General features: G+C 41.5%; 10 protein-coding genes and 1 riboswitch. All 10 genes read right to left on the bottom strand.

Annotation, left to right across the window (positions count from 1 at the left end):
• Window positions 1-46: 46 nt before the first annotated feature.
• The 10 genes from A5N88_RS22115 to A5N88_RS22070 all read right to left on the bottom strand — a co-directional run bounded on the left by A5N88_RS22115 (window position 47) and on the right by A5N88_RS22070 (window position 13057).
• Window positions 47-808, bottom strand: a complete 762-nt coding sequence (locus tag A5N88_RS22115) for a class I SAM-dependent methyltransferase (RefSeq protein ID WP_066270033.1) — start codon at window positions 806-808, stop codon at window positions 47-49.
• 197 nt (window positions 809-1005) lie between these two features.
• Window positions 1006-3339 carry a universal stress protein gene (locus A5N88_RS22110; protein ID WP_066270031.1) on the bottom strand — a complete coding sequence of 778 codons (2334 nt, stop codon included), beginning with the start codon at window positions 3337-3339 and terminating at the stop codon, window positions 1006-1008.
• Window positions 3340-3612: 273 nt separating this feature from the next.
• Window positions 3613-4173, bottom strand: coding sequence for a potassium-transporting ATPase subunit KdpC (gene kdpC, locus A5N88_RS22105; RefSeq protein ID WP_066270029.1), 561 nt, complete (start codon window positions 4171-4173; stop codon window positions 3613-3615).
• Window positions 4174-4364: 191 nt separating this feature from the next.
• A complete protein-coding gene (gene kdpB, locus A5N88_RS22100; RefSeq protein ID WP_066270026.1) occupies window positions 4365-6404 on the bottom strand; it encodes a potassium-transporting ATPase subunit KdpB in 2040 nt (679 codons plus the stop codon).
• Window positions 6405-6416: 12 nt separating this feature from the next.
• Window positions 6417-8093, bottom strand: a complete 1677-nt coding sequence (kdpA, locus tag A5N88_RS22095; protein WP_066270795.1) for a potassium-transporting ATPase subunit KdpA — start codon at window positions 8091-8093, stop codon at window positions 6417-6419.
• Between the two features lie 35 nt (window positions 8094-8128).
• Entirely contained in the window at window positions 8129-8206 is a 78-nt protein-coding gene (gene kdpF / locus A5N88_RS26430) for a K(+)-transporting ATPase subunit F (RefSeq protein ID WP_367593435.1), read from the bottom strand.
• 541 nt (window positions 8207-8747) lie between these two features.
• Window positions 8748-8891, bottom strand: a riboswitch (cyclic di-AMP (ydaO/yuaA leader).
• Between the two features lie 454 nt (window positions 8892-9345).
• Entirely contained in the window at window positions 9346-9720 is a 375-nt protein-coding gene (locus A5N88_RS22085; protein WP_066270019.1) for a nuclear transport factor 2 family protein, read from the bottom strand.
• 583 nt (window positions 9721-10303) lie between these two features.
• Window positions 10304-10495 (bottom strand): CstA-like transporter-associated (seleno)protein, encoded by a 192-nt coding sequence (locus A5N88_RS22080; protein ID WP_066270017.1) that lies wholly within the window; start codon window positions 10493-10495, stop codon window positions 10304-10306.
• A 14-nt stretch (window positions 10496-10509) separates the two neighbouring features.
• Complete coding sequence (locus A5N88_RS22075) at window positions 10510-12579, bottom strand: carbon starvation CstA family protein (RefSeq protein ID WP_066270013.1); 2070 nt, start codon at window positions 12577-12579, stop codon at window positions 10510-10512.
• A 280-nt stretch (window positions 12580-12859) separates the two neighbouring features.
• Window positions 12860-13057, bottom strand: coding sequence for a sporulation protein Cse60 (locus A5N88_RS22070; protein ID WP_066270012.1), 198 nt, complete (start codon window positions 13055-13057; stop codon window positions 12860-12862).
• Window positions 13058-13256: the final 199 nt, after the last annotated feature.

Genomic DNA, 13256 nt, shown 5'->3' with positions numbered 1-13256 from the left:
TTCGAAAAGTGCGAGTTTTTGTATTTCAGATGGCCAACCTCTTCTTTCATTTTCTCAACTTAAAAACGATAAAATCACTTGATCTCAAATCTTCTTTAAACGATGGGTATTTTTTCAACATTTCAGCTGAGGGTTTGGGTTCTATCAGATCGTCTACTATAAAACCAGCATCTTTTATGGCTCTAAAATAGCTTGATAATGTTCTGTGGAATAATAATATCTTATCTGGCTGTTCCCGTGGAATAACCTGATCATAAACGCCTTCATAAAAATAGTTATCGATTTTCCAATATAATTTTTCCCCTTCATGATTCCGTTCCCAGCCGCTATTAGGTGTAACAAAACAAGGATGCAGGATTGAGAATATAAATGTACCCCCATCTGCCAGAAGACGGTACATTTCTTTTATCGCATCCCGGTAATGTTCAAGGTCTTGAATAACCATATTGGAAACAATAAGATCAAAGCTCTTATCAGCAAAACAATCCAGTTTTTCACAGTTGCCGTGATAAAACCGTATGTTCAAATCTTCCGCTGTTTTGTTTTGAGCAATTTCCAGCATTCTCTTCGAATAATCAACCGCGGATACAATAGCCCCTGATTTAGCAAAAATTCTGCTTAAATATCCCTCTCCGCAGCCGGCATCCAGGACTTTTTTATCCCGAATGGGTTCTACAAGTCTGGACAATACAGGATTTAATAACACTTCTCTATGAATGTCCCCGTTGGCATCATAGCCGGCTGTAAATAAATCTGCATATCGGTCCCATCTTTTAATGGCTTCTTCTGTACCAGGAGAATCCCCCATAAAATCCACCTTTCTTTTTGACCTTGTTTAATTTTTATAGGACAGGCTGTTTTTTACTGCGTCCTTTCTGCCTATCCTTTAACGTCCGCCCTTTTATACATTTTACACTTTTAGGTAAAATCCCTTCTTTTTGTATAAGTTTCATTTACCGAGGAATCGTTTGCCTGCATATATCCAATCACCCAAACCAAAATGGCTTATTTATGCTGGTCTGCCACCACCAATACATCCATATGCCTGACTTCTCTTAATAAGCGCTGTGTAACCGATCCTTTAAGGATTTCCTCCCAGCGGGTACGGGCGGATTGCCCTATGATTACTTGTGTAGCCTGTTTTTCATTCATTTGCTTTGCAAGCTCTCTGAATATATGTCTTCTGTCACTTGTTTTATATTGTTCAAATCTTCCGCCAAGCCGTTCGGTTAATTGACGAATTTTCTCTAACATTTCCTCTTCCTCTTCAGTTAAAAGATGGTGGTCTTTCACATAGGCTACATACCAAAGGGCCTTTAATCGATACGCGATGCGGAAACCTCTGCGAATCAGCCGTTCGCTGTCCTGTTCCAGCTTCGTACAAACAAAAATCACTTCTTCCTGCCGCCATGGCCCTCTTAATGTCCGTTTTCTTTCCCATGCCTCCAATCTGTCATCCACATCATCTGCGACTTCCCTCAGTGCCAATTCACGCAGGGCAATCAGGTTTCCTGTTTTAAAGAAATGCTCCAATGCCTGCTCCACTTTTTCAGGAGCATAAATAAGGCCTTCTTTCATTCGGTCCCTTAATGCCTTTGGAGAGATATCTATGAGTTCGATTTCATCCGCTCTTCGTAAAATGTGATCAGGAACGGTTTCCCTGACTCTTATGCCGGTTATTTGTTCGACACTATCGTTTAAGCTTTCTATATGTTGAATATTCATAGTAGAAATAACGGATATCCCGCTTTTTAGAATGGCTTCAATATCCTCATACCGTTTATGATTTTGACTGCCTGGCACATTGGTATGGGCCAGTTCATCAACTAATACCACCTCGGGGTTTCGCTTGATAATGGCGTCCGTATTCATTTCCTCAAGCAGTGCCCCTTTATAAGGGATCTTTTTTCGAGGAATTAATTCCAGAGATCCAATCTGATCAAAAGTATCCTTCCGTCCATGTGTCTCCAGTAATCCAATGACAATATCAATTCCTTTTTGTTTGAGCTCATTGGCTTCCCTAAGCATGGTATAGGTTTTTCCAACTCCCGGCGCAGCCCCTATGTAGACTTTTAACGCCCCTCTGTTTATTTTATTAATTTCTTTTTCTAATTCCTTTATTGTAAGGCGGCGATAGGGATTATCATCCCGTTTTTTTATTTGCTTTGTTGGGAGAACACGCTCCCCATCCTTTTCAGCCCGGTCTGCAACAATAAAAATATCGATATTTTTAGTTTTCCAAAGAATTTTATTGATAATGGAACCATAGAGTATTTCTTCCCACCGGGTACGTTTTGATTGCCCCATTACAATTCGTGTGACATTATACTGTGTTGCATACTGAACAATTTGCGCCGATAACCCCTCTTTTAACTCGACTTCCTCAAACCTTCCTCCAACTTTTTCAACCAGCTTTATAATGGAGCGTTTAAAGGTTAATTCATTATTTGATCTTTTTTTATGAGGATCATGAATACAAATAACCAGCAATTCCCCGCCTAATCTTTTGGCGATTTGCTGGCCCCTTCGGATTAAAATAGAGCCATTCCAATGATATTGGACCATCACAAGAATTTTTTCTGATGCACCTGATGGACCAATCATTCCATGTTTTTCCCGGTAGTCTTCCAGTACATCGTTTACCTCGCCCGCAAGGTACCGCAATGCCGTTTCACGAAGTGCAGCAAGATTCCCTCTATGAAAGAGCTTTTCACTTTTTCGATTTTGATTATGGGAATACTCAATTTCCCCTTCCTGAAGCCTATGAAGAATAACTTCCGGCGTAACGTCCAAAAGCTTTACTTCATCAGCAAGAGCCAGCGTATCTTCTGGTACACTGCAATTCACCTTAACCTTCCCTCCAGTTATTTTAGCTGCGATTCCCTTCACGTCATCCAGTTCAAATATATTTATCGTTGTAATAACACTAATTTTCATGTTTAAAAGATAATGGATATCATCCAGCCGGGTCTGCCTCTCTGCCTCAGAACGGTTTCTGTGGGCGAGTTCATCCACCAGTACCACTTCTGGGTTCCGGTTCACAATGGCTTCAATATCCAGGTCATATTTCTCTTCACCTTTATCAATCCATTGAACAGGAGGGATCACTTCTAATTCACCAATTTGTTCAATGGTTTTTGGACGGTTTAAAGGACTGAGAAATCCAATTACAACATCTATCCCCCGTTTTTTCAAAATATTTCCTTCTCGCAGCATATGATAGGTTTTACCAGACCCAGGCACTGCACCAAGAATGATTTTCAAATGGCCTCTGCGAATTTTTTGGATTGATAATAGAATCTCCTCAGGCGTTTTTCTTCGAAAGTCATCCTCACTCATATGTATGCCACCTCTTTTCATCAAATAGGTAAGAAAAGCGCAAGCGCCTTGCTCATCGGCGTACGGATTCCGTAGTCTTCGACTGAGATAAAGAAAACTAGATGTTGACTTATCGCAGGGAGAAGATGAAGAAATCCGCTAGCCGATAGGCGCTGTCTAAAACAAAATAGAAAAATCCCCCTACCTTTTTCCCTTTTTTATTCAGTAGTAAAAAAGGGTGACTCCATTCAGCGGCATAGTCGGCTTATTGAATAACCCTCCCTTCCATTTATCTTATTTTATTTTCTGCAGTGCCATATTTATCTCTAATACATTTACACGAGGTTCACCAAAAATCCCCAATGACCGCCCTTTCGTGTGCTGATCTATTAAGGATTGCAGGCGCTCTTCAGAAATACCCGTTACTCTTGCAATCCTTGGCACCTGAGCCTTGGCAGCTTCTGGTGATAAATCCGGATCAAAGCCAGAACCCGAAGTTGTAACTAAATCTGCAGGAATGTCATTGCCGAGCCCTGGATTTTCCTTTTTCAATTGATTAACGCTTGCTTTTACCGACTTCACATAATCATGGGATGCAACAGCTGCATTCGTAGCAGCTGAAGCGGTTGGATCATACTTTGCTGCTGAAGCCCGCGGCTGGAACCACTGCGTACCTTTAAAGCCTTGTGCCAGCATCTCTGACCCTTTTACTTTACCATTTTCAGTAACCAGGCTCCCTTCTGCCTGTTTATGAAATAATACCTGTGCAAACCCTGTTGTGACGACAGGATAAATGAACCCACATAAAATCATCAGGAACACGGATGTTCGAAGCGCAGTCATAAAAAACCTCATACGAGTCTCCTCCACTATTTTTAATTAAACCGGATCAAATTTGATGCTGATTTATGCTCCGGAGCTGCCGAACATCTGAAGGCTCCATTAAAAAATTGGAAAAGGGGCCTCCAGCATCAGAGTCTTCTAAACCGCCGGTAAAAGCCCGGAGCGAAAATCAACGAAATAGGATGAACAAACAAAGCCCTTCGTTAGGCCAGATGTAAGGCTGATACAATCATATCGATTAATTTAATGCCAATAAAAGGAACGAGCACTCCTCCTGCTCCATAAATAAGCAGATTCCTTGAAAGAAGCTTATTCGCATTCATCGCCCTGTATTTAGCCCCTTTCATTGCAATTGGAATGAGAAGCGGAATGATAATCGCGTTAAAGATCAAGGCAGATAGAATCGCTGATTTCGGTGATGTTAACCCCATTACATTGAGTGTCTGCAATTGGGGTATTACCGTAATAAACAACGCCGGAATAATGGCAAAGTATTTAGCAATGTCATTTGAAATAGAAAAGGTTGTTAAAGCCCCGCGTGTAATCAATAATTGCTTTCCAATTTCAATCACAGATAAGAGCTTTGTCGGATCAGAATCCAAATCAATCATATTGGCAGCTTCTTTTGCAGCCATTGTCCCGGAATTCATGGCTAATCCGACATCAGCTTGAGCAAGAGCCGGAGCATCATTGGTGCCGTCACCAGTCATAGCCACAAGCTTCCCTTCTGCCTGCTCTTTTTTTATTGCGGCAATCTTATCCTCAGGCTTTGCTTCTGCAATAAACTCATCAACACCGGCTTCTTTCGCAATCGTGGCTGCGGTCAATGGGTTATCACCTGTACACATAACCGTTTTGATGCCCATGGCCCTTAATTCTGCAAACCGTTCTTTGAGGCCGGGTTTTACGGTATCCTTTAAATAAATGACACCATAAATTTTATTGTTAATCGCTACGGCTAAAGGAGTCCCTCCAGCCCGTGCAATTCCTTTTGCTTTCTCATCCAGATCGGCAGGAATGCTCCCATCATGGGCGGCAACATAACTTTTAATGGCTTCTACTGCCCCCTTTCTGATGGCAGTTCCATCTTTTAAATTTAATCCGGACATCCTGGTTTCAGCTGTGAATTCAACTATTTCCGCATCTTTATAGTCTTTTTCGTTCCATCTGATGCCCTTTTTATTGGCCAGCTCCACTACCGAACGCCCCTCCGGTGTGTCATCTTTTACAGATGCCTTCAGCGCTGCCATTGCAGCCTCTTCGTCAGAGATACCGACAATCGGCAAAAAGTCGCTGGCCATTCTGTTACCAAACGTAATTGTACCCGTTTTATCCAGTATCATTGTATCGATATCCCCAGCTGCTTCTACCGCTTTCCCGGACATCGCCAGAACGTTAAATTGTGTTACCCGGTTCATTCCAGCAATCCCGATCGCTGACAGCAGACCGCCGATCGTGGTTGGAATCAGACAAACCAAAAGAGCAATTAACGTCGCAACATCCAGGTTAACCTTTAAATAGTTTGCTAAAGGCACTAATGTCATAATGACAAACAAGAATATGAGGGTTAAAACCGCTAAAAGTGTAGTTAAAGCAATTTCGTTCGGCGTCTTCTGCCTTGAAGCCCCTTCGACCAATGAAATCATTCGATCCAGAAAGGATTCACCCGGATCCGTCAATATCTTAACGATGATATAATCCGATACAACCTTTGTTCCCCCTGTTACGGATGAAAAATCTCCCCCTGCTTCTTTTATCACCGGAGCGGATTCCCCTGTGATTGCTGATTCATCAATGGAAGCAAGACCCTCAATAATTTCTCCATCCGATGGAATCAGCTCTCCTATATCCACACGGACAATATCTCCTTTTCTCAAGGATGTGGATGGACGTTCTTGATAGGTTCCATCCTTTTGCAGAACCTTTGCCATGGTCTCCGATTTTGTCTTTCGAAGTGTATCTGCCTGTGCCTTTCCTCTTCCCTCTGCCAGAGCTTCTGCAAAGTTGGCAAACAGCACAGTAAACAGAAGAATAAAGAAAACTGCTGCATTATATCCATGTCCTGCAGTGCTGATTCCAAATATATCCGGCTTAATAGCAAGGATAAAGGTGATGAGGGTACCGACTTCAACAACAAACATAACGGGATTTTTGATCATCACGAGCGGATTCAGTTTTTTAAATGAATCTACAATAGCTTGAAAAACAATATCTTTTGATATTCCTATATTTTGAATGGCCATAAGATATCCTCCTTATTTAAGAAACATGCCAAGGTGTTCAGCAACTGGGCCCAATGCCAAGACAGGGAAAAACGTTAAGGCGCCAATGATTAAGATAATGGCGACAAGGATAGCAGTGAATAACGGTGTATCCGTACGGAAGGTACCTAATGTCGCTGCAGCCGTTTTTTTCGTTGCTAAAGAACCTGCAATTGCTAACATGGCAATGATTGAAATATATCGGCCAAGAAGCATAACTAAACCTATAGCAATATTATAGAAATTGGTATTCGCCGTAAGCCCTCCAAAAGCGGATCCATTATTTGCGGCACCGGATGTAAAAGCATATAAAACCTCTGAAATCCCATGATATCCCGGGTTTAATATGGAAGACACCGCTGAATGATTCATAAAGGCAAGGGCAGTCGGTACAAGAATAATCACCGGATGAATTAAAAGAGCAATAGAAGCCAGTTTCACTTCTTTAGACTCAATTTTCTTACCTAAAAATTCCGGTGTACGTCCTACCATCAAGCCGCAAATAAAAACGGATAAGATGACATACAGCAGGCCATTTAGTAATCCGACCCCTTTACCGCCAAACACGTTATTTAACATCATTTCAGCCAGTGGAACCAAACCGCCGATCGGGGTTAATGAATCATGCATATTATTAACTGATCCTGTTGTAACAGCTGTTGTGACGGCCGTAAACAAAGCGGATTCTGAAATGCCAAAACGAACTTCTTTGCCTTCCATATTTCCATGAATGCCAAGTGATTGCAGGGCTGGCGTACCTTTATATTCAGCAATAAAAACGACTGAAAGAAACAATAGGAACATAATCCCCATTGCGGCAAAAACAGACCAACCCTGGCGTTTATTTTTAATCATGACTCCAAATGCGTAGACAAGAGCAGTAGGTAAGAGCAGCATGGAAAGAATTTCAACAAGATTTGACAGTGGTGTCGGATTCTCAAATGGATGCGCCGAGTTGGTACCAAAATATCCGCCGCCATTCGTTCCAATATGTTTAATCGATTCCAGGGAGGCAACAGGACCTCTTGTAATCGTTTGTTTTGCTCCATCCATCGTGACTGCATTCACGGCTCCGTGCAGTGTTTGAGGTGTTCCTTGAAAAACCAAGAATAGCGCAATGATGAACGATAATGGTAAAAACACGCGCACCAATGAACGAACCAAGTCTACATAGAAGTTTCCCAGGTTATTTTCACGGGCAGCCAATCCACGAATAAATGCAATCGCCACAGCAAATCCTGTAGCTGCCGACGTAAACATTGGAAATGTGATCGCAATCATTTGTGACAAATAGGAAAGAGAATTCTCTCCGCTATAAGCCTGCCAGTTTGTATTCGTAATGAATGAGGCCGCTGTATTGAAGGCTAAGGCTGGCGACATATTATCGATTTTATCTGGGTTAAGAGGCAAGTACTTTTGGGTTCTGAAAACAATGTACATTAAGACCATCATGACAATGTTTGACAGCAGCATGGCAAAAACGTACTTTTTCCAGCCCATAGGCTCAGTCTCTTTAACTCCAATTAAACGGTAGATAAATCGTTCAACCGGTCCAAATACTCGGTCTAAACCTGTTTTATTATAATCAAAAACTTTAACAAGGTAGGTACCAACCGGTTTTACCAATATGCCGGCAATGATCAAGGTCACCAATACCTGTACTACTCCCATGGCCATTTTTGTATTCCTCCTATTGGTTATTCATCCTAAAATTTTTCAGGCTTTATTAAAACGACTATTAAATAAATCACTAATGCGATGCCAATCAAGGCCGGTACGAGCATCATTGATTACCCCCTTAAGCTTTTTCGCTAAATAATGCAAATCCAAAAAATAAAGAAAAAGACAAAACCATCAGTACGATTGATACAACATCACTATTCACATTTGACCATCCTTTCGAAGCATTGATAATCCGGTACTCCCTTGGTCCGGGCATCTAAACTGGACCATCACTGCCCTGATAACGGTCGGCTGCCGGCAGCCATCTATACTTTTATTAGAAAGTGGCAGGACCTTCCGGGAAGAGAAAGCAAAAAAAATAGACCTATGCTTACTCATTCCCCCGTTATCATGGCAAGCAGAAATGAAATAGAATCATCTCAATAAGATGCTCTAATTCGCCATTTCGCTTTTCATGATAATAGATGGAGAAAAAGTACTCATTGGTCTACTTAACGCCCAGCAAGCAATTTGCTTCCTTTGCATTCTGTCTCCCATATTCCTTTTTTCCGAAAATAGGCAAAATAAAAAAGACCTACTAGTTGGTTCAAGCTAATTTTTTGCTTCAAAAACAAAAAATCCCCCTGAATTAGGCGGTCTTAAGACCTCCCTCGCTTTAGCCGACGAAGTTAGCTGACGGGTAGGATGGCGAAAGAGTATCTCATCCCTTCTGCAGACTGCAGAATTAACCCCAAAAAATTGGTTCCTCCGTTCCTGAGTTTCCTCAGGATTAAGCCGATATTCAATTTGATTATGGCACAATTATATGCTTGGCGTTCATTGCTTGTAAATCGTCTAATTTAATGAAATTAACCCTTGTGAGAGTTTTTTTTCTTGAAAATCCAACTCAATCTTTCTATTTCTAATCCAATCTCGTTTTTTTAACTATTTATGCATCTTGACTTTATTAAGTAATACTGATTAAAAAAAGCATAGGCGCCATTTTCATCTAGGTATGGATTTGGGAGTCTCCGACTGAGATAAATGAAACTAGATGCCTACTTACCGCAGGGAGGAGAAGCAGAAATCCGTTAGCCATCAGGAGTTAGACTGGACAAAAACTACATTAGTTCATTATTTATTAATGGTTTTGGCGGAGGACATTGTTGGTTTTTTGCTCATTCGTTTGAAACGGAGGTTTCACACGAATGAGCAAAAAAAAGAGCAGTTTTCAACATCGAAAATTAACAGAGCTTATCCTTTAAGAAAAACGGTCGAAATGATTTGTCACTGTTCCTTGATGGAAAAACATCTGCCATCTTCCATCGCTGAATTTCCAAATAGAGCTTCGCAGCGAATATTGCCGGGTTTCTTCGTTTAAGATAAGATAGGTAGCCAGCACGATGTCTTTGGACAATGGATGGATCTCAAAATTACCTAAAACCATTTTGACCGTTCCTATGCCCTCATCGCTAATTTCTTCATCCTTGTATAACACTCTCCCTGAACTTCCAAATTCAAAGAAATCATCCGCCAGCAACCGGCTAAGCTCTTTTTGATTCGTCCTTATTTCAGGCTTTAAGAGATTTTCCTCCAGCTGCCGGAGATGTTCTTTCAAAGCTTCTTTATTCATCATAATCACATTTCCTTTCCCTCTCTTATATTTTACCTCCACCAAAAGGGTTAGAGGCTGTCACAAAAAGTCATATACTATTATGTGACCATGGAGACAGCAACTTTTCCTTACTAGTTGATTTCTACTGCAGGGACAGGCACTGCCTTACGCGGGCGGCCGGGAGTCTACAAAGACATAGGCAGCGTTCTGATCATCCTGCCGGTTGATTTCCACTTCAAGTATTCGTTTCCCCGAGCGGTATCGAACCCCGTCGCTGCAAGCTTTTGGGGTCTCACCTAGTAACTTGTGTAACTCGCAGGAGTCTTGTGCTTTCCGCTCTAATAAGCGTTGAATCCAAACGAACATTGGGTATTTCTAGATATGCGCAGCGCTAGTAGTCCTGCATGTCTTTTCTGCTTTAACAATATGGTTGTAAAATCAACATAGATTTTAAGGCAGAGACACCATGCTATTATTCGCACCCTGTGTTCCTCTTCCCTTTTTCTTTTTTGCCGGAAATATAAAAAGAGGTGGCTCAAAAGATTGCTTGTATCTTGCCTTTTGAGTCACCCTCTTTCTATTCATTCATTTCCCCCTTTATTCCCTAACAGCACCGATTCACTTTCCCGCTTTCATACCGGTCCTTTAAAATAAACAAATAGTATTCTTTTTCCGTCATAACTGGATCATTGGGATGAAATTGCTGCTGATGAAAAAGGTATCTTTCATAATTGGGCATCCCAATGATCGTTTTAATATGGGAGCGCATCCTACGTAATCGATTCATAAATGACATGATTCATCTGCACCTCACATTTGCGTTTGCTGAAAATTTGATTGTATGAATGGCGTCTCGTGCAAAGAGGTTGTTTTTTTTCGTACAAAAATATTGAACCAGACTCGAATGGAATCCAGTATCAAAAGAATTACAATTACAATAAAGGCAATCGTAATGGCGGCGTCCATCCTATCATTAAAGACGATTTGCTTCATGACTGACATACTGCCTGCGGGTGCCAGCACTTTTCCCTGGTCTATCGCAGTCTGATAAATTTTTGCATGTGCATAGAAACCGATAGCAGGAACAGTTGAAAATAATTTCATAAACGCAGCTCCAAGCGTAGTGATAGCCAGCCATACAAAAGGCAGAATGGTCACCCAGGAATAGCGGGCTTTTCCCATTTTTATGATAATGGTAGTGCCCACTGCAAGGGCAATGGCTGCCAGCATTTGATTGGAGATACCGAATAATGCCCATAAAGAATTTATGCCTCCAAATGGATCTATTGCCCCTTGATACGTAATATACGCCCAGCCTATTGTGATCAGGGCAGAAGCAATAATATTGTAAACATAGTTGTTTGTGCGTGCAAACGGTTTATACACATTCCCCAGTAAGTCCTGCAGCATAAAGCGCCCAATTCTGGTACCTGCATCGATGGTGGTTAAAATAAAGACCGCCTCAAAGAGAATGGCAAAGTGATACCAAAAGGCCTTTGCACCTGCCAGGAAGCTCGTAAAAATTTCAGCCATGCCGACTGCAAGGGTTGGTGCGCCTCCAGTTCTTGATAAAATGTTCACCTCTCCTATGCTTTTTGCTGCTGCAGTAATTTCCCCAGGTGTAATTTGAAAGCCCCATGAGGAGATTGCTTTAGCCGCACTTGCTGCACTTGTCCCAATGACAGCAGCAGAAGAGTTCATGGCAAAATATAATCCTGGATGAATGGCACAGGCTGCTATCAGCGCCATGATGGCAACACCTGACTCCATTAACATTCCTCCAAAACCAATCATACGCGCATGTGATTCCTTTTCAATCATCTTAGGTGTCGTTCCCGAGGATACGAGCGAGTGAAAGCCCGATACAGAGCCGCAAGCGATGGTAATAAACAAGAATGGAAATAAGCTTCCTGCAAATACCGGCCCAGTACCGTCTATAAATCTTGAGATTTTTGGCATTTTCAAATCAGGGAGAACAAATAAAATACCAAGTGCCAAAAGCAGGATTACTCCAATTTTTAAAAATGAGCTTAAATAGTCCCTGGGTGCCAGCAAAAGCCATACAGGAAGAATTGATGCGATAAATCCATAAATGGCAATCATGATGGCAAGCTGCGGTGCTGTAAAAGTAAACATGTCTGCCAGTGCCTTGGAATCAGCCACAAACTGTCCGCTCCAAAGAGCAATGATTAAAAGGACAAAACCAATAATCGATCCTTCCAATACCCTGCCTGGACGAATAAATCTCATATAAATTCCCATAAAGAACGCAATCGGAATGGTCATGGCAATAGTGAATACACCCCATGGTGAATTCGCCAGTGCTTTAACCACGACTAACGCTAAAACGGCAATTAAAATAATCATAATGGCGATGATTCCAATAGACGCAATAACGCCGCCGAATGGTCCAACCTCTTCCTTGGCGATTTGTCCAAGCGATTTTCCGTTTCTCCTCATAGACCCCATCAGGATAACCGAATCTTGGACGGCTCCCGCTAAAACAACCCCAATAATGATCCACAGCATTCCGGGGAGGTACCCCATTTGCGCGGCAAGGATGGGACCAACCAGAGGACCCGCCCCTGCAATAGCAGCAAAATGATGGCCAAATAATACCCATTTATTTGTCGGAACAAAATCTTTGCCATCATTATGCAGCTCGGCAGGGGTTGCACGATTGTCATTTAACCCAAATATTTTCCCGGCAATAAATTTACTATAAAAACGATAGGCAACAGCATAGGTACAAACGGCTGCTATAACCATCCAGGCAGCTGAAATCGTCTCACCATTAGAAATGGCCAGGATTGCAAAGGCAGCGGCTCCTAAAATGGAGACCAGCACCCAGATAAAGATAGACAAAATTCCCTTTCTCATTTTCTACTCCTCCTTTACTATACCAAAAGCTGGATTCCCCCTATCAAGTAAAATTCGGCAATCGTTTTTATATTCCTTTTAGAAATTTCAAATAATTTATTTTATAAGTATATTCCTTTTATTGTCACTGGCACAAAAGCGCAAGAAGCCTTCTTAACGGCTTATGTCTTTGATCCGGTGGTGCCTATAGCCGGCATGAGTCAGCGGCGTTTTTTCTTTTAAGATACTATTATAAGAGTCTTCCTCTTAAAATAGCAAAAAAGCAGCCTTCCCTTCTTTTTTAAGAAGTTTTTGCTGCTTTTTTATATAAAATCATGGCACTGAAGCAATAGATCTGTGCATCCACTTCTTCCGGTATTGCCGCTACATTAAATTTTATGTCGACAAACCGATTGTCATCCAGCGTCTTTAGAAACTTATTGACCTCTTCTTCCAAGTCCTTTTCATGCTCACAATCAATCACCTTTACCTGGATCACCAGTTTCTCTCCTTTGCGTTTTATCTCTAGTATGAACAAAGATAGAATTTTCTAAACAATTTACTTAAAAGAAAACCGTTGGGCTCCAGCCCTTCGGTATACGGATTTTCCATCGTGTTTCACAGTGATAAAAAGAGTATATTTTTATCAAAAGGCTGTTTTTGCATAGATTATTGCTTTAATTACAATGGGTCATTTC

Source organism: Heyndrickxia acidicola, assembly GCF_001636425.1.
Lineage (GTDB): Bacteria > Bacillota > Bacilli > Bacillales > Bacillaceae_C > Bacillus_AE > Bacillus_AE acidicola.
Note: the sequence above shows the minus strand (reverse complement) of the source record. Positions and strands in the feature narration are given on the sequence as shown.